The organism is uncultured Polaribacter sp., assembly GCF_947495205.1.
Taxonomy (GTDB): Bacteria; Bacteroidota; Bacteroidia; order Flavobacteriales; family Flavobacteriaceae; genus Polaribacter.
Genome location: NZ_CANLXV010000003.1, coordinates 15,197 through 41,532, shown reverse-complemented (window position 1 = coordinate 41,532; position 26,336 = coordinate 15,197). Strand labels below are relative to the sequence as shown.

Genomic DNA, 26,336 nt, shown 5'->3' with positions numbered 1-26,336 from the left:
TTATGGAATTTAGCTTTTGTTTTGTTTCTATAATTATCAAACTTATCTTTTAAAGGTGATCTATAATTTAAAAAACAATAATTGGTACAAACAGCATAGTTATAATAAGAAAAAAGAAAATTATTTAACTAACTGTATTGCTTTGTTATTTTTTAGATAAAATAACTTGTCTTCTTTTTTTGTAGGAAACTTATTACATTCTTAATTTTACAAAAGCTAAAGCAAATTTCTTAATATAAAAAAATAAAAAAGAGGCTTTAAAAGCCTCTTTTTGTTATTTAATTAGTGTCATACAAACGGTAAGTTCTGGTTTGTTAGCTGTAAAAGATGCTAACCAAATTTTTAATTCACTTACTTCATAGGGTAAAAGCCTTTTTAGTGCTTTATCTAATTCTCTACAAAATAATTCTGAATTAAAACTTACTTTCTGCAACACAGTTTTAGTGTATTCAAACATTGCTCTTGCCATAGTTTATTTTTTAACTAGATAACGTAAACAAATGGTTATTTAGTATTTAACATTTGTAAAAATAAACAAAAAACCACTAAATAGCTTTAGTGGTCTGTTAAAAAATGTTTAAAATATGTTAAGCTTATAAAGCATTTGCTTTTTCTATAAGTGCTAAAGCTTTTGCCTCTAAATCTGCACTAACTTGCTTAAAATGTGCTTTTTTGTTTTCTGCTTTTGCATGCACTTGTGCAATTAAAGCATCAAACGTTTCAATAGTTTCGTCTATTACTGCTTCGCCTTGTTTTCTATCTGCAGAACCCTGCATTTTTTCTGAAACGTAACTAATAATATCTCCTAAAGTATAATTAATGTCTTTTTTTAAATTTTTAATGCTTGCCATAATGTGTGTTTTTTTGAATGCACAAATTTAGTTTAAAATTTCAAAAGAGCGCTAAAACTTCTTTGATATTTGTTAACGTTACATAATCTGCATGGTCTAATTCTTGTTTAGAAACTTTCTCATGAATCCAAGTGGTATGAAAGGGAATATGTATTGCTGTTGCACCAATTTCTAATAAAGGTAGTACATCTGATTTTAAAGAATTGCCAATCATTAAAAATTGATTCGGTTTAATATCTAAATGCCCAATTAATTTTTGGTAGTCTTTGGCTTTCTTATTGCTCATTACTTCTATGTGATGAAAGTATTTAAGCAAGTTCGATTTTTCTAGTTTCTTTTCCTGATCTAACAAATCTCCTTTTGTGGCAACAATTAATTTGTATTTGCCTTGTAATTTTTGCAACACCTCTTCTACTCCATCTAATAAAACAATTGGTTTTGCCAACATTGCTTTCCCAATATTTAAAATTTTATTTATGGTAGTTTGTGGTAAATTATAATTAGATATTTCTAAAGCACATTCTACCATAGAAAGTACAAAACCTTTAATGCCATAACCATAAATGGATAAGTTTTTAATTTCGGTTTTAAATAATTCTTGATCTATTTTATTTTTGGTTTCATATTTAGAAAGTAATACTGCAAATTCTTCTTCTGCTTCTCTAAAATAGGTTTCGTTTACCCAAAGGGTATCATCTGCATCAAAAGCAATTACTTTTATCTGTGAAGGCATTTTTTACAGTTTTAAGTGTTGTTTTGCTTTTTCTAAATCTTCTGGTGTATCTATACCAACAGCCTCTACAGAAGTTTCTACCATTTTTATTTTTTTACCAATTTCTTGATAACGAATGGCTTCTATTTTTTCTGAAGCCTCTAAAGGCGTCATTGGTGTGTTATAAAAATCTAACAATGCTTGTTTTCTAAAAGCATAAACCCCTTTGTGCTTGTAATACTTTACATTTACATTTTGGTCTCTATGAAACGGAATTACACTTCTAGAAAAATAGATTGCCAAATTATTTACATCTGTAATTACTTTTACATTGTTAGGGTTTGCTATTTCTTCTGGATTGGTAATTTGTACTTTTAAGGAAGCTAAATCTACTTCTTTATTTTTGTCTTCTTTAAAAACAGTGATTAATTTTGCCAACGAGAGTTCGTCTATAAAAGGTTCATCTCCTTGTACATTAATTACAATATCTGCCGCTATATTTTGTACAGCTTCTGCAATTCTATCAGAACCACAATCGTGTTCTTTTTTACTCATTATAACATTTCCGCCTGCTTTTTCTATATTTTCTCTTATAATTTCAGAATCAGTAACAACGTAAACGGTATCAAATAAATTGGTATTTACAGAAGCTTCATAAGTTCTTTGAATTACTGTTTTACCTCCTAAATCTTTCATTAATTTACCAGGAAAACGGCTTGCACTGTATCGTGCAGGAATCATTGCTATAATTTTCATAAAAACATATTATCTAATCAAAGATAGTATTTCTCGGTTAGTTTTTGCCAAAATAAAATGTGCTTTAATTTCTTTAATATTATAAAAAACAGCAGTTTTATAATTTATTTAAGAGCTTTTAATAAGAATAGTTCTTAAATTTGTTTAACTATTAATTAAAAAAATTAAACAAAATGAAAAACGACCAAATTGTTGCCAAAAATGCATTGTATATTACCTTATTAATTGGAAGTTATTTTCTTTTATGTAAGTATTTAGGTGTAGCCGATAATCCATACCTACGTTTCTTAAATTTAGCTTTTGTATTTTTTGGAGTTCAAAATGCGATAAAAGAAAGTGTTTTAAAAAATGAAGAAACAAGTTATATAAATAATTTAGGAATAGGTATTAGAACAGCTGTAATTGCCGTATTATTATCTATTACTGGAGTTATTTTTTATATTGAATTGATGAACCCTAATTTTTTAGCGGTTATGAATAACTCTTTTCTAATTGGTGGTAATCTATCACTTGCAGAAGTTGTAATTACTTTATTAATAGAAGGTATGGCATCTTCTGTAATTAGTGCTTTTACTATAATGCAACTCTACAAAAACCCTGAAAAGATTAAGATAAAAGCTTAATACTACAATTTAAAAAAGGCTCCCGTTTGGGAGCCTTTTTTGTTATTTTAAAGATTTTAAACTTCCATTAATCGTTTGGATTTTTGCAAGTGTATCTGCCTCTTTTTTGCGTTCTAAAGCTATTACTTTTTCTGGTGCGTTTGCCACAAAGCGTTCGTTAGATAGTTTCTTTTGAATACCAATTAAAAAACCTTGTGCTCTTTTTAATTCGCCAGAAAGTTTTTCTATTTCTGCTTCAACATCTATGTTATCAATAGAAACTGGTACAAAATATTCATTAGATTTTACTCTAAAAGATGCACCCTCTACTTTTTCTTCTACTGTATTAATAACTGCCGTATTTGTTAATTTCTGTATTATGGCATCAAATTGTTTGGTGTTTTTTTCATTATCAATAACAAACAATTCTACTGCATCTTTAAAAGAGATGTTTTTATCTTTTCTAATGGTTCTAATTCCTGATATTATGCCAGTTGCAAATTCAAAATTTGTAATAATTTCAGCATCAAAATCTTTAACTACAGGATATTTTGCTATTATTAATGCTTCTTCTGCTGTTCTATCTGAAATATATTGCCAAATTTCTTCCGTTAAAAACGGCATAAATGGGTGCAATACTTTTAAGTTGTTTTCTAAAACTTCAATAATAGCGTTAAATGTAGTTTTGTCTATTGGTTGTTGATATGCAGGCTTTACAATTTCTAATAACCAAGACGAAAAATCGTCATTAATTAATTTATATATGGCCATTAATGCATCAGATAATCTGTATTTAGCATAATGGTCTTCTATTTCTGCTAACGTTTTTTGAAACTTTGCTTCATACCATTTTAAACCAATTTTAGAAGTTTCTGGCTGTGCTATGGTTTCGTCTACTTCCCAACCTTTTATCAAACGGAAAGCATTCCAAATTTTATTAGCAAAACCTTTACCTTGTTGGCATAAATCTTCGTCAAACAAAATATCATTTCCTGCAGGTGCACTTAATAATAAACCAACTCTTACACCATCTGCACCAAATTCTCTTATCAGTTTTAAGGCATCTGGAGAATTTCCTAAAGATTTAGACATTTTGCGGCGTTGCTTATCTCTTACTAAACCTGTTAAGTATACATTTTCAAATGGTTTTGCGGCTTTATATTCATAACCTGCAACAATCATACGTGCCACCCAGAAAAATAAAATATCTGGTCCTGTAACTAAGTCGTTTGTTGGATAATAATATTTAATTTCTTCGTTTTCTGGATTTCTAATTCCATCAAAAACAGACATTGGCCACAACCAAGAAGAAAACCATGTATCTAGTGCGTCTTCATCTTGACGTAAATCTTTGGTTGTTAGTTGTTGGTTGTTGGTTTTTTGTTTTGCAAGAATTAAAGCATCTGCGATGCTTTCTGCTACAACAAAATCTTCTTTTCCATCTCCATAGAAATAAGCAGGAATTTGTTGTCCCCACCAAAGTTGACGAGAAATATTCCAATCTCGCACGTTTTCCATCCAATGGCGATAGGTATTTTCGAACTTTTTAGGTACTAAGTTAATTTCAGCATCTTCTCCTAAAACAGCATCAATAGCAGGTTTTGCTAAATCTGTCATCTTTAAAAACCATTGATCTGATAATCTTGGTTCTATAACTGCCTTTGTTCTCTCTGATGTACCTACTTTATTGGTATGCACTTCTGTTTTAACTAAAACACCAATTTCTTCTAATTCTTTGGCAATTTCTTTTCTAACAACAAACCTATCTTTACCTTTATAATGTAATCCAAAAGAATTTAAAGAAGCGTCTTCATTAAAAATATCAATTACTTCTAAATTGTGTTTGTCTCCTAAATTCTTATCATTTTCATCATGTGCAGGCGTAACTTTTAAACAACCTGTTCCAAATTCTAGATCTACATATTCATCTTCTATAATAGGAATTATTCTATTACATAAAGGTACAATTGCTTTTTTACCTTTTAAATGTGTAAAACGCTCATCATTAGGATTGATACAAATTGCAGTATCACCAAAAATAGTTTCTGGACGCGTAGTTGCAATGGTTAATGTTTCTTCAGAACCTTCAATTTTATACTCCAAGTAATATAAATTACCTTGTCTTTCTTCATGAATTACTTCTTCATCAGAAAGTGTAGTTTTAGCTTCAGGATCCCAGTTTACCATTCTGTATCCTCTATAAATTAAACCTTTGTTGTATAAATCTACAAAAACTTTAATTACAGATTCAGACATTTCTGGATCCATGGTAAAAGCAGTTCTTTCCCAATCACAAGAAGCGCCTAGTTTTTTTAATTGCTCTAAAATAATTCCACCATATTCGTCTTTCCAATCAAAAGCGTGCTTTAGAAATTCTTCTCTAGTTAAATCACTTTTAGCAATACCTTGCTCTTTTAATTTGGCAACAACTTTGGCTTCTGTTGCAATAGATGCATGATCTGTACCAGGAACCCAACAAGCATTTTTACCTAATAATCTAGCTTTACGAACTAAAACATCTTGTATTGTATTATTTAACATATGCCCCATGTGTAAAACCCCAGTTACGTTTGGTGGCGGAATTACAATTGTATAAGGCTCTCTTTCATCTGGTGTAGAATGAAAATAATTGTTTTTCATCCAGTAATCGTACCATTTATCTTCTACTTTACTAGCATCATATTTAGATGGAATTGTCATACTTTGGTATCGTTTTTGATATTTAGTTAGCAAAAATACAATTATCTATTTTGTGGAGAAAATTAGAGGTTGATTTTTTAAAACAAAAAAATAACATTATTTTTACATCAAAATATTAAACATATGAAAGTTTTCGGTACATTTTTAGCATTTTTTTTTATTAGTTTTTCTATAAATTCTCAAGAATTTAAATTTGAAAAAGAAACCATTAATTATGGAAAAATTGCAAATGGCTCTAATGGCCAACGTACTTTTGTATTTACAAATGTTGGTGATGCTCCTATAATTATAACAAGTATTAAATCTTCTTGTGGTTGTACAGTGCCTAAAAAACCAGAAAAACCAATTATGCCAGGTGAAAAAGGAGAAATTAAAGTTTCTTATGATACCAAAAGAGTTGGCGGTTTTTCTAAACAAATTACCATTATGTCTAATGCTAAACAACCAAGAAAAATGGTTAAAATTAGAGGTTTTGTAGATAAACCTATTACGTTAGAAAAAGAAAAGAGCATGCTTAATGGAAATTAAATTCTTTGTTTTAAACGGAAATTAAACTTTTTTACAATACCATTTCTTTCAATTACAAGATTAACTTTTTTATTGTCTTTTTCTTGAAAGATTGCAATGATGTCACTTAACTTTAGTTCGTAAGATTTTTTATTATTAATTTTTAAAATGATGTCGTCTGGTAATAAGCCGGCATTGTCTGCAGGAGAATTTTTTAAAATAGCCTTAATTTTAAAAGAAGGTTTAAATTTGTAAGAATAACTTGTTACAAAATTTACCGCTTTATTACCACTTCCTACTTTATTATTGTAGCCATCTTTTGCTGCGTTATATTTTTTTTCTTTTACTAATTGTTTACCGTTATAAATAACATCTAAACCACTCATGTTGTATTGAAACCCTTTTTTAAAAGATTTATTTTTTTTCAACATTATTTTATTATTTCTATAATCTAACCATACTTTAAATCGTTTTAAAATATTGCCACCAATGCTGCCGTTTCTTTCTTCAAAAATTCTAGCATTTTTTGAAGCTATAGTGTCCAGAAAAGAAATTGTGGGTTTGTCTATTGTAAAGCTACCAATTTTTAGCTTTGGAATTCTACTTCTGTTGCCATAAATAGCGCCTGTTAAACCTTCACCTAAAATATCATTAAAAAATAATTTTGGTGTTTTTATGTTTGTTTTAGAATCTTCAAAAAGCCATAAAGCGTCACTGGCACCAGAGTCTATTAACATTTTTACTTTTGTAAATTTGCTGCCTATAGTATCTAATTGCACACTTACATCTAAATAAGGTTTCTTTCTAAACAATTGTATTGGTAAAATTTCGCACTTTTTGCATTTTTTAAGTTTGTATTTTTTAGAATTGTAAAATGTAATTCTTTTAGTTCTGTAATTAATTTTAACTATAAAGTCTCTAATTAAATTATACCCAATAATACCATTTATGGTAATACCCATTCTACTAGATAAATCAAAAAAATCTTTTACAATTACATAAACAGCTTCATTAGAACTTTTAATATTTTTAATTTTTAAGGTGTTTTTTGTAGAAAGTAATGCTGCTACAGGTTCTCCGTTTCCTAAACCTCTTAAAACTATTTTCTCTGTATTTAACAGCCCAATACTATCATTTTTAGTTAAATTAAAAATAATAGTTTTATTAACGCCAGAATCTAAAATAAAAGATAATTCTTTACCATTAACCGTTACAGGAATAACAATTAAATTATTTATTAACTGAAAAGAAACGGATTGTTTTTTTTGGGTTTTATCTAAAAAACTAAAATTATTCTGAGCAAAAATTCCGGAAAAAACATAGAGAAAAAGAACGGATAAAAAGATGTGTTTTTTGCTCAAAGGAAATATTTTTTTCGGTTATTAAAAATACAACATCTTCATTTATTTTATTTCATTTTTACAAAACTTTAACCTTTAAAGATTTAACAATTTCACAATAAAACCCAAAATATTTTCGCAAATTTGTAACTTCAATAAAAAAAGAAAAATATATGCCTAAAATATCTAAAAAAGGACAATTAATGCCAGCGTCTCCCATTAGAAAATTAGTTCCTTATGCAGAAGACGCAAAAAAAAGAGGGGTACATGTTTTTCATTTAAATATTGGACAACCAGATATTAAAACACCAAAAATTGCCTTAGATGCAGTAAAAAACAACAATATAAAAACCTTATCTTATGCTAGATCTGAAGGTTCTGAAACTTACAGAACTAAATTGGCTAAATATTACAAGAAAAATAATATAGACGTTAATCATAATAATATCATTGCAACAACAGGTGGTTCTGAAGCTTTATTTTTTACCATTGGTAGTATTACAGATCCTGGAGATGAAATTATAATTCCAGAACCTTTTTATGCAAATTACAATGGTTTTTCTACTGCTTCTGGTGTAAAAGTAGTGCCTGTAATTTCTAAAATTGAAGACAATTTTGCACTTCCAAAGATTGAAGAATTCGAGAAATTAATTTCCTCTAAAACAAAAGCAATTTTAATTTGTAGCCCAGGAAATCCAACAGGTTATTTATATTCTGATGAAGAAATAGAAAAACTAAAAGCAATTGTTTTAAAGCACGATTTATTTTTAATTGCAGATGAAGTGTATAGAGAATTTACATACGACGGTTTAAAACACACCTCTGTTTTATCTGTAAAAGGTATAGAAAACAATGCTATAGTTATAGATTCTGTTTCTAAAAGATATAGTATGTGTGGTGCAAGAATTGGTTGTATTGTTGCCAAAAATGAAGAATTTATTAAAACTGCTATAAAATTTGCACAAGCAAGATTAAGTCCGCCAACATACGCCTTATTAGCAAGTGAAGCTGCTTTAGATACGCCACAATCTTATTTTGATGATGTAATTGAAGAGTACGTAGAAAGAAGAAATACTTTAATTACAGCATTAGAAAAAATTAACGGTGTAAAAGTTGCGAAACCAAAAGGTGCTTTTTACTGTGTAGCAGAATTGCCTGTTAAAGATACAGACCATTTTGCACAGTGGATTCTAGAAAGTTTTCACGTAAATAATGAAACCGTAATGGTAGCGCCTGCAAGTGGTTTTTATTCTACCAAAGGAGAAGGAAAAAATCAAATAAGAATGGCTTATGTTTTAAATAAAAGCGATTTAGAACGTTCTGTAGAAATTTTAGCAGAAGCTTTAAAACAATACCCTAATTAATTGAAAATTTTAAAAAACATATCACTTAAAAAGTACAATACTTTTGGTATTGATGTTTCTGCAAAACGTTTTATTTCTATTACTTCTGTTTATGAATTGCAAGAGCTTTTAAAGATAGAAAAAGATATTTTTTTAATTTCTGGCGGCAGTAATATGTTACTTACAAAAGATATAGAAAAATTAGTTGTGCATATAGCTATTGAAGGTATTTCTATAGATAAAGAAGATGAAAATTGTGTACATTTAACAGTAAACGCAGGAGAAAATTGGCACGATTTTGTACTTTGGTGTGTAAATAATAATTTTGGTGGTATAGAAAATTTATCTTTAATTCCTGGTAATGTTGGTACTTGTCCTATACAAAATATTGGTGCTTATGGTGTAGAAGTAAAAGATACAATTACCAAAGTAGAAGCATTAGAGATAAAAACTGGTAAATTAGTTTCTTTTTCTAATACAGACTGTAAATTTGGTTATAGAGATTCTATTTTTAAAACTTCTCATAAAGGGAAATATATTTTAACAGCTGTAGGTTTTAAACTTACAAAACAAAAGCATTTGCTAAACACCTCTTATGGTGCTATTGAAACGCAATTAGCTTTAAATAATATTAAAAAACCAACTCTTAAAAATATTTCTGATGCTGTAATTGCTATTAGAAAATCTAAATTACCAGATCCTAAAGAAATTGGAAATAGTGGTAGTTTTTTTAAAAACCCTGTAATTTCTAAAGCATTATTTTTAGAAATTCAGAAAGAAAACCCAAATATTCCGAGTTACAAAATTTCTGAAACTGAAATTAAAGTTCCTGCTGGATGGCTAATAGAACAAGCTGGCTTTAAAGGAAAGCGTTTTGGAGCCTATGGTGTGCACGAAAAACAAGCTTTAGTTTTGGTAAATTATGGCAATGCAACAGGTTTAGAAATCTTTCAACTAGCGAAAAAAATACAAGCTGCTATTTTAAAACAATTTAAAATTTCTTTAGAAATTGAAGTAAATATTATTGCTTAAACATTGGCTTTAATTGGTTTAAAATATCAAAATTGAATAAAAACACCAATTTTATAAAGCGTAAAATCTTAAAAGATTATTCTTAATAAAAAATGCAGTTATTTTTAATAACTGCATTTTTTTTATTGTATTTATTATTACCCTTTTTATTTTGTCATTGTTACAACACGTTGAGGTAGTGGAGCCTCATAACCTGCATTAGCAAGAGCTTCTACAATTTTTTGTCTTGTATCCCAATATACATCCCAATAATTATTACAATTCGCATAAGGTAATGCCAATAATTCTATGCCATTAGCACCTAAATTGTGCACTGCAACTCTAGGAATTAATCCTTCTAATTTAAGTACGTTTATATCACTAATAAGTACATTTAAAACAATTTCTTTTGCTTTTTCAATATCTGCACCATATCTAATTCCAAAAGGCATATCTATCCTTAAGTTTCCTACTTTTGTTAAATTGGTAATTTTATTAGCCGTAATAGCTGAATTTGGTATAATTTCAGTTTCATTTTGAAAAGTTTCTATAATCGTTACAAAAACAGAAATTTCTTTTACAAAACCAAAAGCTCCGTTCGTTTTAATTAAGTCACCAACTTTAAAAGGTCTAAAAATTAATAACATTATACCAGAAGCTATATGCCCTAAAGAACCATTAAATGCAGCACCAATAGCTACACCTACACCTGCTAAAAGTGCAGCAAAAGATGCCATTGGTAAGCCCACAATACCTGCTATAGATATTATTAATAACAATTTAAGAATAAAGCCTAAAGTAGTTAGTAAAAATGGTTGTAAGGTTTCATCCATACGTCGCTTTTCTAATACTTTTGCAACCGCTTTCATTATTATTCTAACAATCCAAAGCCCAATTATTAATGCTGCTATTGCACCTATTAACTGTAAACCCCAATCTCCTAAACCAGAAGAAATGGAGTTAAAAAAATTTTTTAAAGAATCTGTTACTGTTTCCATAGTTTTTTTGATTATAATTTATTTCACATAATTAGGACACCATAAAATTAACAAAGTCACCTTAGCATTGTGGATATTATAAAACGTTGAAATTAAATCTTTACATAATCATCTATTTTTATCAAATTATTACTATTTAGTTTAGTTTTGGTAGTTTTGGCGTTTTTAGAATTCCAATAAAAATTTGCACAAGCAACACAAATTTGATTGAAAATATTACAAAAAATATCAGTTAAAAATTAAAATACCTCTGGTGTTGATATTTTTACAATACATTATATTTTTATTACTTTTTTTTATGAATTATAACTGTTGCTAAAAAAAGATTTTTTTCAATTTCTGAAGGAACTAATTTGTTGCTTATTAAAAGATAGAGAGCAAAAGCTTTAGAAAACTTTCAAATGTTTCATAAAACCATAACTACTCACTTCAAAAAGATTGAAATTTATATAAAGTTTGATGTAAATATTAAAAAGAAAAACCTACCAAATTAATGATAGGTTTTGTTTCATTAAAATAAAATCCCCCAAAATTATTTTAACTAATACATGTTTAGTTGTAATAATTTTTCAAAACTTACAAAAAATCTTAAATTTTTTAGAAATTTATTTTTTTTAACTTCTTTTTGTCCTTAAAACTCTCAATTCTTCATTCAAGACAAAACACTTTTAAGTAAAATTTATTTTCAATTTTTTGACAATTTACTATTTATATTAGTGGCTATTCAAGAAAATAGTTTTAATGTTTTTCTCTTGCCTGTTTTAATATCTTTAAAAAACTAATTTTTAAAGTTTACAAAAGTAAGAAGGTAAATATTCTTTAAACTTGGCTATGTCAAGTATAAAAGTATGCGTATAAATAATTGTTAAGTTTTTTTAAAAGAAAATAAGAATATGTATCTTTGCTTTACAATTATAATGTATGAAATTATTACTACTTACTTTAGGATTATTAGGTTTGGGCGTTGCTGGAATTGCAATTAAAATTTGGGCAAAAAAAGATGGCAAATTTGCGGGTACTTGTGCAAGTCAAAATCCAATGTTAAATAAAGAAGGAGAAAATTGTGGTTTTTGTGGAAAAACACCAGAGCAATATGCAGATTGTGCAGAACCACAACATAATTAATTCTTATTTTTAAATGATTTTACCTGTAGTTTTCTACGCCCTTGTGGTATTTGCAGGCATTCAAATTGTTTATTATCTATTTTTTACAACTTTTTTATTTACTGATAAAAAACCAAAAAATAGTACAAAAGAAATTCCTATTTCTGTAATTATTTGTGCTAAAAATGAAGCTCAAAATATTCAGCAATTCTTACCTTTTATTATTGAACAAAATTACAAAAACTTCGAAATTGTTCTAATAAATGATGCGTCTTCTGATGAGACTTTAGAGGTAATGGAAACTTTTAAAGCAGAAAATGCAAACATTAAAATTATAAATGTAAAAAATACTGAGGCCTTTTGGGGGAACAAAAAATATGCGTTAACGTTAGGAATTAAAGCTGCAAAACATGAGCATTTGTTGTTTACAGACGCAGATTGCAAACCCGTTTCTAAAAATTGGATTGCAAACATGACAAAAAATTTCTCTGATACTAAAACCATTATTTTAGGATATGGAAAATATAAAAAAGAAAAAACTTTAGTAAATTTATTTGTACGTTTTGAAACGTTGTTAACTGCCATACAGTATTTTAGTTATGCAAAACTAGGATCGCCTTATATGGCTGTTGGAAGAAATTTAGCCTACACAAAAACAGATTTTTTTAATGTAAAAGGTTTTATAAAACATATAAAAATAAAATCTGGAGATGATGATTTGTTTATACAAGATGCCGCTAATAAAAAAAATACTACAATTTGCACAAGGGCAAACAGTTATACAGCATCTTTAGCACCAACCTCTTTTAAAGCATGGTTTCAACAAAAAAGACGCCATATTTCTACCGCCAATTACTATAAAACCAAACATAAATTTTTACTTGGTTTATTTTTTATCACTAAAGTGTTGTTTTTAATTTTAGCTATATTTTCATTTTCTATTTATTCTTGGAAAATAATTTTACCAATTGTATTTACCTACTATTTCGTGCAATTTTTAGTGGTTGGTTTTTCAGCTAAAAAATTAAAAGAATCAAAAATTGTTTATTTTCTTCCTTTTTTAGAAATCGGTTTGTTGTTATTTCAATTTAGTATCTTTATCGCTAATTTGATTTCAAAACCCAATCATTGGAAATAAATAAAATTAAACTTCAAGAAAACATAACAAAAGCTAAAAATGGCAATCAAGCTGCTTTTAGATTTTTACTAAACTCATTTTGGGGAGCTGTTTACGGTTATCAACTTAAAAAAACCAAAAGTGAGAATGAAGCAGAAGACATTACCATACAAACATTTTCTAAAGCTTTTGATAAAATTAATACTTTTGATGACAAGTATGTTTTTAAAACTTGGTTAATAACCATTTCTAAAAATGTATTTATTGATTTATTACGTAAGAAAAATAGCTCTATTGCTTTTGAAACTACAAAAGAGCAAGAAGAAAAAGTTTTGTTAGTGGCAGATGAAAGCCCTACTCCAGAAGATAAAATTATTAGAGAGCAAAATTTGGCAAAATTATTAAGAGACATAAAACAACTAAAACCAAAATACCAAGAAGTAATTCAATTGCGTTACTTTCAAGAATTAAGTTATAAAGAAATCTCTGAGCATATAAACGAACCTATGAATAATGTAAAAGTTAAATTGCTTAGAGCAAAAAAATTACTTTCTGAAATTATTAAGAAGAATTAATTTCAAAATTTTATTTTAATACTAAAAATTTCTAAAAATATTTAGTTCTTGTAAATTTAGTAAGAATCAAAATTTTAAATTACAAAAAAACTGCTTTTTCTAAATTTTACAAGCAATGAAAAAATCTTTTTTACAATCTTTAGGTCCTGGATTATTATTTGCTGGTGCAGCAATTGGTGTATCTCATTTAGTGCAATCTACAAGAGCAGGCGCAGAATTTGGTTTTGGTTTAATTTGGGCACTTTTTTTAGTGCATCTTTTTAAATATCCGTTTTTTCAATTTGGCCCACGCTATGCAACAGCAACTGGAGAAACATTATTGGATGGCTATAACAAGTTAGGGAAAGGTGTTTTAATTACTTATTATATTATAAATTTTGCCACAATGTTTACTATTCAAGGAGCTGTAACTGTTGTTACTGCAGGTTTAGCAACACAACTTTTTGGCAGTTTTAATGTAGAAAACAATTTAGTTATCTGGTCTACAGTACTAATGTTAATTAGTCTTTTAATATTACTGATAGGAAAATATAAACTGTTAGACAATTTAATGAAGTATATAATTGCTATTTTAACAATAAGTACAGTTATAGCCGTTTTTATTGCATTATTTAATACAAAAGAGGCTTTTAATGTAACCCAAATTATACCCTCTGGCACAGCAGAGTTAACATTTTTAATCGCTTTTTTAGGCTGGATGCCTGCACCATTAGATGTTTCTATTTGGCATTCTATTTGGTCTATAGAAAAAGATAAAACTACAGTAACTAAAACAAAAACAAAAGACGCTATTACAGATTTTAATATAGGTTATATTAGTGCACTTTTTTTAGGAATCTGTTTTGTGCTTTTAGGCGCTTTAGTAATGTATAAATCTGGTGAAGCTTTTTCTAATAAAGGTAGCATTTTTGCACAACAACTAATTCAACTTTACACCAAAAACTTAGGTGATTTTTCTTACATATTTATTGCAGTAGCTGCCTTTATCACAATGTTTAGCACCACTATTACTACATTAGACGCATCGCCTAGAGCAATGAATAGAACTACAAAATTATTACTGAATAAAAAATTAAAATATGGGTATTGGTTTTGGATTCTTTTATTGTTTTCAGGAACGTTTTTAATTCTTAATTTCTTTTTGGCTAATATGGGCTTATTAGTAAAAATTGCTACCATATTATCCTTTTTAACAGCACCTTTTTATGCCATCTTAAACTTTATACTAATTTCTGGGAAACATACTCCAAAAGAACATCAACCTTCTGTACTACTTAAATTTATAAGTGTAATTGGCATTGTTTTTTTAATAGGATTTAGTATTTGGTTTTTATTTAGTTTTGAGTAAAATAAAGGCTTGTTTCTATTTTATAAGCTAGTTTTATGTTCGCGTAAATCAATCTAAAAAAAGGCTATAAAGATAATTTACTCCTTTTTAACAGTTATAATTTTCAATACATATCATACGAATGTTTATAAAAACAAAAAAGTGCAAATATTAAATATTTGCACTTTTTGATCTCGAAATCTTAATTAATTCTTTTAATTAAAATCTTTTCTAATTGAAATTATTATCTTCTAACTGTTCCTGTTAAAACAGCTAACGGTCCTGCTCCCATATCAATAACAGTATGGTTTGCTGCGCTAGCAGGTACCATGTGTGCTAAAGGTTTTAAAGCAAAAGGTGCTGGACTATTATCTGGACTTGGCTCTACAGAAATTACAACTGTTGCTCCTTTGATGTCTGTTGGAAAATCTACTCCTGCAGCACTACCCATTACAAAATCTTCTCCTGGATAACCTGGTCCATTACCACTTGTTCCTTTATAAATTGAAGTTGCAGCGTTTTCATCTGCACCAACTGGCGAGCTAAACACACCTGTACTTACTGGTGTACCATTTAAAACAACCCAACCTTCATATTTCCAACCTGCTGCTAAAGTTGGTAAACCTAAACCTGCAACTGCTGGTGGTGCATTAGAATTATCTAAAAACCAAACTCCACTAGCTTCATTAGAATCATCCATATCTGTAGGTGTAGCTAAAATATACTTTCCCCAAGACGCTCCAAGCGATTTAATATCTCCAGCTGCATCTACTACAATATTATCTGAATTTACACTTGCAGAGTTTCCAGAAAAAGCTCCTGCTAAAACTTTAGTTGCTGCTGGTGCAGGATCTGGATCTATTGTAGGTTCTATAGACAATACAAAATTTGTTGCATCTTCTAAATCATTAATATCTACTGTAAAAGTTTGTGGAAAAGTTACACTTGTAAAAGTTCCTGTACTTACAGGTGTCCCATCTACTATTAACCAACCTTCGTAAACAAAATCTGCTCCTAAAGTTTCTAGACCTGTAAAATCTACGGTTAAGTTACCTGTAGTTGGTACATTTTCTTCATTATCGCTACATGCTACAAAAAATGCTGTTAAAGCGAATACCATTGCTAAATTTAATACTTTTTTCATCTTATTACTATTTATATTTAATTGTTATTATTTTAATTTAATGTTGTAGACAAAATTAAAGGTTAAGATTGTCTTTAAATGTTAGCTAGCGAACACTTAGGCTATTTTTTGTAAAATTCTTAATTCTTTTCTGTTAAAATTGATGATACATTCTTCTTTTAACTCATTCATAAGTACATTTAAGTTAGATCTAGAAGTACCAATTAAAGAAGCTATATCTTTCTGAGTATAAGGATGAACGATTATTTTATCGCCAGTTTTTTCACAATCATAACCATACTCTTCACACAACTCTTTAGTAAATTCTAAAAAACGTGTTTTAGTGTCCTTAAATAAAATAAGTTGTAATCTGCGTTCTAACTTTTTAAAACGTAATCCTAAAAATTTATATATTTTTAAACTGAAAGTTTTGTTGTCTCGCATTAAATTATGCATCGTATCAATACCTATAGGACAAATAGATGTAGCATTATCTACAGATTGAGCAAACTCATTCCTCTTTTCTTCACCTAAAATTGCTTTCTCTCCAAATAATTCACCCTTAGTAAGTATTGCATTTACTACTTCCTCTCCTTCCTCTGTGTAATAACCAATTTTTACTTTTCCTTTTTGAATTAGAAAAACTTTATTTGCTGCATCCTCTACAAAATAAACATAGTCACTCTTTTTGTATGAATCAAAAGTGTGGCATTTTTGGTATTCTTTAAATTTATGAGGACAAAGCAGCTTGAATAAGTTTACATTATCAAAGAACCATATATTTTTCATGTTTTTATTTTGATTTAATACCTTTATAGTCTAACATAAAAACGATTACTTACAAAAAAACTCCTGAATTTCTTCAGGAGTTTTAATATTGTTTGGTTGAAAATAAAATTAAGCGTTTTGTTTTTTTATTAAATTTAAAGCAGAGCCTTCATGATACCATTTTATTTGTGCATCATTATACGTGTGATTCAGTTTAAGGGTATCTTTACTGTTATCTCTATGAATTACTTCTAAAATTAGTTGTTTATCTGGTGCAAATTCATGTAAATCTAAAAAGTTAAATGTGTCATCTTCTTGAATTAAGTCATAATCTGCTTCATTATCAAAAGTTAATCCTAACATCCCTTGTTTTTTAAGATTTGTTTCATGAATTCTTGCAAAAGATTTCACAATTACAGCAGCAACACCTAAATGCCTTGGTTGCATTGCAGCATGTTCTCTAGAAGAACCTTCACCATAGTTATGATCTCCAACTACTATAGATTTAATTCCTTCTTTTTTGTACGCTCTTTGCACGGCAGGTACGGCATCATAATCTCCCGTTAATTGATTTTTAACAAAGTTGGTTTTACTGTTAAATGCATTTACTGCACCAATTAAAGTATTGTTCGCAATGTTATCTAAATGCCCTCTAAAACGCAACCAAGGTCCTGCCATAGAAATATGATCTGTAGTACATTTTCCATCTGCCTTTATTAATAATTTTAAACCTTTTAATTCCGTTCCTAAAGGGGTAAAAGGTGTTAATAATTGTAATCTTTCAGAATCTTCTTTAACGGCTACTTCCACGTGACTTCCATCTTCTTCTGGTGCTAAATATCCATCATCTTTTACTTCAAAACCTTTTGGAGGTAATTCCCAACCTGTTGGTTCATCTAACATAACTTCTTCTCCGTTTTTGTTGATTAATTTGTCTGTAATAGGATTAAAATCTAAACGACCAGCAATAGTAACTGCAGCAACCATTTCTGGAGATGCTACAAAGGCGTGTGTATTTGGATTACCATCTGCCCTTTTTGCAAAATTTCTATTAAAAGAATGTATAATAGAGTTTTTTGGCGCATTTGCTGGATCTGAATATCTTGCCCATTGCCCAATACAAGGACCACAAGCATTTGTAAAAATAGTTGCATCTAATTTTTCAAAAATCTCTAAAATTCCATCTCTATCTGCTGTATATCTTACTTTTTCTGAACCTGGGTTTATACCAAATTCTGCTTTAATGCCTAGACCTTTATCTATAGCTTGTTGTGCAACTGATGCAGCTCTAGATAAATCTTCATAAGAAGAGTTTGTACAAGAACCTATTAAACCCCATTCTATTTTTAAAGGCCAATCGTTTTTATTGGCAATTGCAGTCATGTCTGCACCTGCTTTTGTAGACAAATCTGGCGTAAAAGGCCCATTTAATAATGGACTTAATTCAGATAAATTAATTTCTATAACCTGATCAAAATATTCTTCTGGATTTGCATATACTTCTGCATCACCTGTTAAGTAATTTTTTACTTTATTCGCAGCATCTGCAACATCGCTTCTATCTGTAGCTCTTAAATAACGCTCCATAGCATCATCATAACCAAATGTAGAAGTTGTAGCGCCAATTTCTGCTCCCATATTACAAATGGTGCCTTTTCCTGTACAAGACATGGAAGTTGCACCTGGTCCAAAATATTCTACAATAGCACCTGTACCACCTTTTACAGTTAAAATATCTGCAACTTTTAAAATAACATCTTTGGGAGCTGTCCAACCAGAAAGTTTACCTGTTAATTTTACTCCAATTAATTTGGGGAATTTCAACTCCCAAGCCATTCCTGCCATAACATCTACAGCATCTGCACCACCAACACCAATAGCAACCATTCCTAAACCACCAGCATTTACAGTATGTGAATCTGTACCAATCATCATACCTCCAGGAAAAGCATAATTTTCTAAAACTACTTGATGAATAATACCTGCACCTGGTTTCCAAAAGCCTAAACCATATTTGTTAGAAACCGATTCTAAAAAATTAAAAACTTCGTTACTTGTATTTAAGGCAGATTGTAAATCTGAACTTGCACCATTTTTAGCTTGAATTAAATGATCACAATGTGTTGTTGTAGGCACCGCAACTTTGCTTTTACCTGCTTGCATAAATTGTAATAATGCCATTTGTGCAGTTGCATCTTGTAAAGCTATTCTATCTGGCGCAAAATCTACATAATCCTTACCCCTAACAAAAGTCTTTGTTGGTTTGCCCTCCCAAAGATGGGCGTACAAAATTTTTTCTGCTAATGTTAATGGTTTACCTGTAATTTCACGTGCAGCATCAACACGTTTGGCAACGTCTGCGTACACTTTTTTTATCATGTCAATATCAAAAGCCATATAAATTATTTTAAAGATTAGGTTCTAAATTAAATAATTATTACCGATTCAAAAACTTTTTTATGTTAATAAACTCTTTTAATTCTTTAACTAATACTGAGTAATGCAAAAAAAGTAATTTATAAAAAAAGCCTGAGTATTTAACTCAGGCTTTTTATTTTATTAAGTTTACTGTTTTAAGCAACCACTAAATTTTTGCTAGAAGGCTTAAACTTAGTTAATACAATTCCTTCCACAGCAGCTTCATATTCTTCCATAGTTGGTGTTCTACCTAAAATAGAAGATAAAACTACTACAGGTGTAGATGATAATAAAGATTCTCCTTTTTTCTCTCCTGTATCTCTTACAACTCTTCCTTGAAATAAACGTGTAGAAGTTGCCATTACTGTATCTCCAGGTTCTGCTTTTTCTTGGTTACCCATACATAAGTTACAACCAGGACGTTCTAAATATAGCATGTTTTCATACTTTGTTCTTGCCAAACCTTTTGGTGCACTATCATCAAATTCAAAACCAGAATATTTTTGTAAAACTTCCCAATCTCCTTCTGCTTTTAACTCATCAACAATATTGTAAGTTGGTGGTGCAACTACTAAAGGTGCATTAAAAACTACTTTACCTTGTTGCTTTTCAATATTTTTTAGCATTTGTGCTAAAATTTGCATGTCTCCTTTATGAATCATACAAGATCCAATAAAACCTAAATCTACTTTTTTGGTTCCTCCATAATACGATAATGGTTGAATGTTGTCATGCGTATAACGCTTAGAAACATCTTCATTATTTACATCTGGATCTGCAATCATTGGCTCTACAATCTTGTCTAAATCGATTACAACATCTGCGTAATACTTAGCATCTGCATCTGGCTTTAAAGCAGATTTAGTTCCTGTTTTAATTTCTATGATACGTGTATTTGCTTTGTCTACTAATCCTTTTAAATCTTGCTTAGGATTATCCATTCCTTTATCAATCATAATTTGAATACGATCTCTAGAAATTTCTAATGATTCTATTAATGTTTCATCTTCAGAAATACAAATAGATGCCTTTGCTTTCATTTCTGCAGTCCAATCTGTAAATGTAAATGCTTGATCTGAAGTTAATGTACCAATATGTACTTCAATAATTTTACCTTGAAAAACATTTTCTCCATCAAACTGATTTAACATTTGTTGTTGTGTTGCATGAACTACATCACGGAAATCCATATAAGATTTCATTTCTCCTTTAAAGGTTACTTTTACTGATTCTGGTATAGGCATTGTAGCTTCACCAGTGGCTAAAGCTAAGGCAACTGTACCTGAATCTGCACCAAAAGCAACACCTTTTGCCATTCTTGTGTGAGAATCTCCACCAATAATAACATCCCAATCATCAACGGCAAGATCATTTAGTACTTTATGAATTACATCTGTCATTGCATGATATTTACCTTTTGGATCACGTGCAGTAACTAATCCAAAATCGTTCATAAATGACATTAACCTTGGTATATTTGCTTTTGACTTATCATCCCAAACAGAAGCGGTATGACAGCCCGATTGGTAACCACAATCTACAATAGGAGAAATAACTGTAGCAGCCATGTTTTCTAATTCTTGAGAAGTCATTAAACCAGTAGTATCTTGAGAACCTACAATGTTTACTTCTACTCTTACGTTAGAGCCTGCATGTAATGTTTTTCCTGGAGTAGTTCCTACTGCATTTCTATTAAAAATCTTCTCTACGGCAGTTAAACCTTGTCCTTCTATAGATACTTCTTTTGCAGCTGCATAAACTTGAGGAACATCAATACCCAATACTTTACATGCAAAAGTTTGTAACTTTTTACCAAAAACAACTGCGTAAGAACCTCCTGCTTTTATAAACTCCTTTTTTGGTGGCGTTAATGCTGTAGAAATATCTTTTAGCTCTTCAGTTCCTTTATATAATTTTTTAGTTTTTGTATTTATGGTAAGCACAGTACCTGTTGCAACAGAATATTCTTCTTTTAAAATTGCTTCTCCATCTTCATCTAAAACTGTGTTACCATTTTCATCTTTTTGTTTTACCCAGTTTTTTAAATCGATACCAATACCACCTGTTACACCAACAGTTGTTAAAAAAATTGGAGCAATACCATTTGTTCCTGCAATTACTGGCGCTATATTAATAAATGGTACGTATGGGCTAGATGGAATCCCTGTCCATAAAGCAACATTATTTACACCAGACATTCTAGAAGAACCCACTCCCATTGTTCCTTTATCTGCAATTAACATAACACGCTTATTTGGGTGTTTTTCTTTTAATGCCAATAGCTCTTGTTGCATTTCTTTATTATGCTCAAACATAGATTGTCCGTGTAATTCACGATCTGATCTTGAATGTGCATCTGCTCCTGGAGACAACAAATCTGTAGAAATATCTCCAATACCTGCAACAAACGTTACAATTTCTATTTCTTCATCTATTTCTGGTAATTTTGTAAAAAACTCTGCTTGCGCATAACTTTCAATGATATCTTTAGCAATAGTATTTCCTGATTTTAAAGCATTTTCTAAACGCTCCATATCTGCTTCATATAAGAAAACCTGAGTTTTTAATACTTTAGCTGCCTCTGCTGCAATGGCAGCATCATTTCCTAAAGCTAAATCTAACAGAACATTTATAGAAGGCCCACCTTTCATATGCGATAATTGCTCAAAAGCAAAAGTGGGTGAAATTTCTTTTACCGTTTCTTCTCCAAGTATAATTTCTTTTAAAAACTTAGCTTTTACACCTGCAGCGCTTGTTGTACCAGGCAAAATATTGTAAATAAAAAAGTTAAGAGAACCCTCTCTGTATTCATTATCTACATCTTTAATTTGTTCAATAAGTGCGCTTGTTAGTTCTGCACCATCAATTGGTTGTGGGTGAAGTCCTTGACCTTTTCTATCTTCTATTTGCTTAAGATAATCAGTATAAATGCTCATAAATGGAGTTTTTTTTATGTTTAATTTTTTGTATTGTTCATAAGGTTTCTTTCTAAGAATTCATAAAAACACATAAAAGCAAAACTACTATTTTTACTTAGATTTTGAAAGCTAAATAATAGAAAGCCTTAATTAATAGATAAAAAAAAACTATTCGCAAAATAACTGAGTAAAAGTGAATTATATAGCTATTTTTTTGAGAAAAATATAAAAAAAGCAGACTAATAAGCCGAATTCTGTTCCTTATTAAGGCTCTTATCATTTATCTAGTTCTAAAATTACTCTTAGAATCTATCTGCCTACCCTTTAGAATCGAGCGAGAAGCCCTCAAGTTCTAATATACATGGCATTGCACCTCATAGAGTTTACCTGGTTTCACTACAGCTTAACCTGTACATACTTTCTGCTGCACTTGTCCTCAACTTACGTTGGACGGATGTTATCCGCTATGATTCTCTGTGGTGTCCGGACTTTCCTTCACACAAAAGTGTGACGATAAGATAAGTCTGCTTAATTTTATATATTTTGCAAAATTACAATTTCTTTTATAAAAAAACCCACTCAAAAATTTGAGTGGGAAAATTGCTATGAAAAAGAAAAAGTGTTATCGATTTCTCAATAACAATACAAAGATATATCAAAAATTGATAGTATAAAATTTAATCATACAAATAATTGTTAATATTTTATTATTTTAACATACTTTTATGAAAACATATCTTTTACTTTTTCGAAAAATGATTTATCAGACTTATTAGGACTTGGTACAAAGTTGTCATCACTTTGCATTTTATCAAAAAATTGTCTTTGTTCTTTTGTTAATTCTTGAGGCGTCCAAACGTTAATATGAATTAAGAAATCTCCTGTTCCATATCTTTCTATGCTTGGTAAACCTTTTCCTTTTAAACGTAAAATTTTACCAGATTGTGTACCTGCATCAATCTTTATTTTCACCTTTCCTGTTACAGTTTCTACTTCTTTGCTAACTCCTAAAACGGCTTCAGAGAAATTTACATACAAATCATAATGTATGTTTGTACCTTCTCTTTTTAAGTTTTCGTGTTGAATTTCTTCAATTAACACCAATAAATCTCCTGAAATAGCATTTTTACCGGGTGCATCATTTCCTTTTCCGCCAACTTTTAGTTGTACACCTTCTGTAACACCAGCAGGAATATTAATAGGTACCGTTTCTTCTTTAATTATTAGACCTTGCGCATCTGCACCATTTGGTTTACTACTAATTATTTCTCCTGCACCAGAACATGTACTACAAGTTGTTGCAGTTTGCATTCTACCTAAAATAGTGTTGGTAACACGCATTTGTTGGCCAGAACCATTACAGGTTGTACAGGTTTTGTAACGCACACCATCTGCTTGTACTTTTCTACGCACTTTTACCTTTTTCTCTACTCCTTTGGCTATTTCTTCTAAGGTAAGTTTTACACGAATACGCATATTGGTTCCTTTAACTCTAGCTTGTCTTTGGCCACCACCAAAACCGCCACCAAAGCCACCACCACCAAAGCCGCCGCCGCCAAAAATATCTCCAAATTGGCTGAATATGTCATCCATATTCATACCGCCGCCGCCAAAACCGCCGCCACCTTGTGGACCGTCAAAAGCTGCATGACCGTATTGATCATAACGTGCTTTTTTATTATCGTCACTTAAAACTTCATAAGCTTCCGCTGCTTTTTTAAAGTTTTCTTCGGCAGTTTTATCATCTGGATTTTTGTCTGGATGATATTTAATTGCCATTTTTCTGTATGCTTTCTTAATTTCTGCTTGAGAAGCTGATTTAGAAATGCCTAATATTTCGTAAAAATCTTGTTTTGCCATGATTTAGTTTTTAGTGGTTAGTTTTTAGTTGTTAGTATGCAAATTTTGCAAACCAATAGCTAATTACTAAAGTCTAATTTATTGCCCTATTACCACTTTTGGATAACGAATTATTTTGTCTCCTAATTTATATCCTTTTTCTACACAGTCTATAATTTTACCTTTCATATCTTCTGATGGTGCAGGTATTTGTGTAATTGCTTCGTGTATTTCTGCATCAAAAGTATCGCCAGCATTGGTTTCTACTTTGGCTAAACCTTTTTGCTCTAAAGTGTTGTAAAATTTATTATAAATTAATAAAACACCTTTTCTTAATTCTTCTGCTTCTTTGTCTTCTTCTATATGTGACAAAGCGCGCTCAAAATCGTCTATAACTGGCAGTAAAGATGTCATAATTTCTTGTCCTGCTGTTTTAAATAATTCTACTCTTTCTCTAGAAGTTCTTTTTTTATAGTTTTCAAACTCTGCAAATAAACGTAAAAACTTATCTTTTTCTACTTGTACTAATTCTTCTGCAGTTGGTTCTTCTTTTACTTCTTCTACCTCAACCTCTTGATTTTCTTCAGTTTGAGGAGTTTCTTGTTCGTTTATAACTTCTTCTTCTTTGATTTCTTCTTTCTTACTCATTTCTACGTAATCGTTAAATTGTATGTTTTAATTAGTCAAATATGTTGCCAACAAAAAAAATAGTGTCAAACTGACACTATTTTTACATTTTTTATTACATCATTTAAAATCAATCCTTTTTTTTGGATGGCTTTGCGTGTTTACAGGTTTACATCTTTTAGTAAAACTATTTATTTTGCTTTCTTTTTTAGTGCTTTGAAATTGATTTTCTAACTTTTGAATTCAATTTTGTTGGCAAACAAGGTTAGCCCCGATTGAAGTGGCATCCTTTTATCTAAAACCTCAATGAAATTGAGGTTTTAGATAAAAGATATAACGGAAAGCGGGAAATAGCTTCTAATTAATTTAACATGCTTATTATAAATGTATTAATCTGCTATTCTTTCAATTTTTGCGCCTATAGATTTTAGTCTTGCTTCTATGTTTTCGTAACCTCTATCTATTTGTTCTATATTGTTTATTATTGATGTTCCTTTGGCTGATAAAGCTGCAATTAGTAGCGAAATTCCTGCTCTAATATCTGGCGATGTCATTTTAGTTGCCTTTAATTGCGATTGGAAATTGTGACCAATAACTGTTGCTCTATGTGGGTCGCACAAAATTACTTTTGCACCCATATCTATTAATTTATCAACAAAAAACAGACGACTTTCAAACATTTTTTGGTGTATTAAAACTGTACCTTTGGCTTGTGTTGCAATTACCAAAACAATGCTTAATAAATCTGGTGTAAATCCTGGCCAAGGTGCATCTGCTACTGTTAAAACGGAACCATCTATATAATTTTGAATTTCGTAAGATTCCTGTTCTGGAATGTAAATATCGTCTCCTCTTTTTTCTAGGTTGATTCCTAATTTTCTAAATACGTTTGGTATTTGGCCTAGGTTTTCCCAAGAAACGTTTTTTATGGTTAGTTCAGATTGCGTCATTACTGCAACACCAATCCACGAACCAATTTCTATCATGTCTGGTAAAACGGTGTGCTCACAACCGCCTAAAGCTTCTACACCTTCTATAATTAATAAATTAGAGCCAACACCAGAAATTTTTGCTCCCATGGCATTTAACATTTTAGACAATTGTTGAATGTAAGGTTCACAAGCGGCGTTGTATATTTTTGTGGTTCCTTTTGCTAAAACTGCTGCCATTAAAATGTTTGCAGTTCCTGTAACAGAAGCTTCATCTAATAACATTTCTACACCTGTTAACTGCTCTGCTTCAACTCCGTAAAAAGATTCTTCTTTATTGTAACGAAATTTTGCTCCTAAACGAATAAAACCTTCAAAATGAGTATCTAAACGTCTTCTTCCTATTTTATCTCCTCCTGGTCTTGGTATGTATCCTTTGCCAAAACGTGCTAATAAAGGCCCAACAATCATTATAGAACCTCTTAGAGAACTACCATCTTTTTTAAATGCTTGAGATTCTAAATAAGGTAGGTTTACTTCATCTGCTTGAAATGCATAAGAATTTTTACTTAATTTTTCTACTTTTACACCTAACTCGCCAAGAATAAAAATTAATTTATTTACATCTATAATATCTGGCACGTTATTTACCACTACTCTTTCTGGCGTTAATAAAACCGCACAAAGTATTTGCAAAACTTCATTTTTTGCACCTTGTGGTGTAATTGTTCCGTTTAATTTATGTCCGCCTTCTATTTTAAATGATGCCAT

At 30.0% G+C, this 26,336-nt stretch carries 22 protein-coding genes and 1 other RNA gene; 8 read left to right on the top strand and 15 right to left on the bottom strand.

The window, feature by feature from the left end; translation table 11 throughout:
- Window positions 1-274: 274 nt before the first annotated feature.
- From Q0762_RS03480 to kdsB, 4 genes are all read right to left on the bottom strand, one after another.
- On the bottom strand, window positions 275-469 hold the full coding sequence (locus Q0762_RS03480) for a hypothetical protein (RefSeq protein WP_298763599.1): 195 nt from the start codon (window positions 467-469) through the stop codon (window positions 275-277).
- A gap of 124 nt (window positions 470-593) precedes the next feature.
- On the bottom strand, window positions 594-851 hold the full coding sequence (locus Q0762_RS03475) for a hypothetical protein (RefSeq protein WP_298763596.1): 258 nt from the start codon (window positions 849-851) through the stop codon (window positions 594-596).
- Window positions 852-891: 40 nt separating this feature from the next.
- Window positions 892-1,584 (bottom strand): HAD family hydrolase, encoded by a 693-nt coding sequence (locus Q0762_RS03470; protein ID WP_298763593.1) that lies wholly within the window; start codon window positions 1,582-1,584, stop codon window positions 892-894.
- A gap of 3 nt (window positions 1,585-1,587) precedes the next feature.
- Complete coding sequence (gene kdsB / locus Q0762_RS03465) at window positions 1,588-2,319, bottom strand: 3-deoxy-manno-octulosonate cytidylyltransferase (protein WP_298763591.1); 732 nt, start codon at window positions 2,317-2,319, stop codon at window positions 1,588-1,590.
- 173 nt (window positions 2,320-2,492) lie between these two features.
- Between kdsB and Q0762_RS03460 the strand changes: the two genes are divergently transcribed.
- On the top strand, window positions 2,493-2,942 hold the full coding sequence (locus Q0762_RS03460) for a hypothetical protein (protein ID WP_298763588.1): 450 nt from the start codon (window positions 2,493-2,495) through the stop codon (window positions 2,940-2,942).
- A gap of 42 nt (window positions 2,943-2,984) precedes the next feature.
- Here the strand turns inward: Q0762_RS03460 and Q0762_RS03455 are convergent, their stop codons facing one another.
- Window positions 2,985-5,621: a valine--tRNA ligase gene (locus Q0762_RS03455; RefSeq protein ID WP_298763585.1), complete on the bottom strand. Its 2,637-nt coding sequence runs from the start codon at window positions 5,619-5,621 to the stop codon at window positions 2,985-2,987.
- Window positions 5,622-5,744: 123 nt separating this feature from the next.
- On the opposite strand from Q0762_RS03455, the gene Q0762_RS03450 reads away from it, so the two are divergent.
- Window positions 5,745-6,149, top strand: a complete 405-nt coding sequence (locus tag Q0762_RS03450; protein ID WP_298763582.1) for a DUF1573 domain-containing protein — start codon at window positions 5,745-5,747, stop codon at window positions 6,147-6,149.
- On the opposite strand, the gene Q0762_RS03445 is transcribed toward Q0762_RS03450, so the two are convergent.
- Complete coding sequence (locus Q0762_RS03445) at window positions 6,146-7,489, bottom strand: aspartyl protease family protein (RefSeq protein ID WP_298763578.1); 1,344 nt, start codon at window positions 7,487-7,489, stop codon at window positions 6,146-6,148. The genes Q0762_RS03450 and Q0762_RS03445 overlap by 4 nt on opposite strands.
- A gap of 152 nt (window positions 7,490-7,641) precedes the next feature.
- On the opposite strand from Q0762_RS03445, the gene Q0762_RS03440 reads away from it, so the two are divergent.
- Window positions 7,642-8,832 carry a pyridoxal phosphate-dependent aminotransferase gene (locus tag Q0762_RS03440; RefSeq protein WP_298763575.1) on the top strand — a complete coding sequence of 397 codons (1,191 nt, stop codon included), beginning with the start codon at window positions 7,642-7,644 and terminating at the stop codon, window positions 8,830-8,832.
- Window positions 8,833-9,843, top strand: a complete 1,011-nt coding sequence (murB, locus tag Q0762_RS03435; RefSeq protein WP_298763573.1) for a UDP-N-acetylmuramate dehydrogenase — start codon at window positions 8,833-8,835, stop codon at window positions 9,841-9,843.
- Between the two features lie 146 nt (window positions 9,844-9,989).
- Here the strand turns inward: murB and Q0762_RS03430 are convergent, their stop codons facing one another.
- The gene (locus Q0762_RS03430; protein ID WP_298763572.1) at window positions 9,990-10,820 is read right to left on the bottom strand and encodes a mechanosensitive ion channel domain-containing protein; all 831 of its coding nucleotides are present in this window, start codon (window positions 10,818-10,820) and stop codon (window positions 9,990-9,992) included.
- A 921-nt stretch (window positions 10,821-11,741) separates the two neighbouring features.
- Between Q0762_RS03430 and Q0762_RS03425 the strand changes: the two genes are divergently transcribed.
- The 4 genes from Q0762_RS03425 to Q0762_RS03410 all read left to right on the top strand — a co-directional run bounded on the left by Q0762_RS03425 (window position 11,742) and on the right by Q0762_RS03410 (window position 14,964).
- Window positions 11,742-11,945 carry a membrane or secreted protein gene (locus Q0762_RS03425; protein WP_298763570.1) on the top strand — a complete coding sequence of 68 codons (204 nt, stop codon included), beginning with the start codon at window positions 11,742-11,744 and terminating at the stop codon, window positions 11,943-11,945.
- 13 nt (window positions 11,946-11,958) lie between these two features.
- The gene (locus tag Q0762_RS03420; RefSeq protein WP_298763568.1) at window positions 11,959-13,062 is read left to right on the top strand and encodes a glycosyltransferase; all 1,104 of its coding nucleotides are present in this window, start codon (window positions 11,959-11,961) and stop codon (window positions 13,060-13,062) included.
- Window positions 13,053-13,616 carry a sigma-70 family RNA polymerase sigma factor gene (locus Q0762_RS03415; protein ID WP_298763566.1) on the top strand — a complete coding sequence of 188 codons (564 nt, stop codon included), beginning with the start codon at window positions 13,053-13,055 and terminating at the stop codon, window positions 13,614-13,616. Before Q0762_RS03420 ends, Q0762_RS03415 begins: the two co-directional genes overlap by 10 nt.
- Window positions 13,617-13,731: 115 nt before the next feature.
- Window positions 13,732-14,964, top strand: a complete 1,233-nt coding sequence (locus Q0762_RS03410) for an NRAMP family divalent metal transporter (protein ID WP_298763565.1) — start codon at window positions 13,732-13,734, stop codon at window positions 14,962-14,964.
- Between the two features lie 223 nt (window positions 14,965-15,187).
- Here the strand turns inward: Q0762_RS03410 and Q0762_RS03405 are convergent, their stop codons facing one another.
- The 8 genes from Q0762_RS03405 to murA all read right to left on the bottom strand — a co-directional run bounded on the left by Q0762_RS03405 (window position 15,188) and on the right by murA (window position 26,336).
- The gene (locus Q0762_RS03405) at window positions 15,188-16,087 is read right to left on the bottom strand and encodes an anti-sigma factor (protein WP_298763563.1); all 900 of its coding nucleotides are present in this window, start codon (window positions 16,085-16,087) and stop codon (window positions 15,188-15,190) included.
- Between the two features lie 96 nt (window positions 16,088-16,183).
- A complete protein-coding gene (locus tag Q0762_RS03400) occupies window positions 16,184-16,855 on the bottom strand; it encodes a Crp/Fnr family transcriptional regulator (RefSeq protein ID WP_298763562.1) in 672 nt (223 codons plus the stop codon).
- A 108-nt stretch (window positions 16,856-16,963) separates the two neighbouring features.
- Entirely contained in the window at window positions 16,964-19,231 is a 2,268-nt protein-coding gene (locus Q0762_RS03395; RefSeq protein ID WP_298763561.1) for an aconitate hydratase, read from the bottom strand.
- Between the two features lie 176 nt (window positions 19,232-19,407).
- A complete protein-coding gene (locus Q0762_RS03390) occupies window positions 19,408-22,188 on the bottom strand; it encodes a bifunctional aconitate hydratase 2/2-methylisocitrate dehydratase (protein WP_298763560.1) in 2,781 nt (926 codons plus the stop codon).
- Window positions 22,189-22,397: 209 nt separating this feature from the next.
- Window positions 22,398-22,701, bottom strand: an RNA gene (gene rnpB / locus Q0762_RS03385) — RNase P RNA component class A.
- 192 nt (window positions 22,702-22,893) lie between these two features.
- Window positions 22,894-24,030, bottom strand: coding sequence for a molecular chaperone DnaJ (gene dnaJ / locus Q0762_RS03380; RefSeq protein WP_298763558.1), 1,137 nt, complete (start codon window positions 24,028-24,030; stop codon window positions 22,894-22,896).
- 78 nt (window positions 24,031-24,108) lie between these two features.
- Window positions 24,109-24,657 (bottom strand): nucleotide exchange factor GrpE, encoded by a 549-nt coding sequence (locus tag Q0762_RS03375; RefSeq protein WP_298763557.1) that lies wholly within the window; start codon window positions 24,655-24,657, stop codon window positions 24,109-24,111.
- Window positions 24,658-25,025: 368 nt separating this feature from the next.
- On the bottom strand, window positions 25,026-26,336 hold the full coding sequence (gene murA, locus Q0762_RS03370) for a UDP-N-acetylglucosamine 1-carboxyvinyltransferase (RefSeq protein ID WP_298763556.1): 1,311 nt from the start codon (window positions 26,334-26,336) through the stop codon (window positions 25,026-25,028).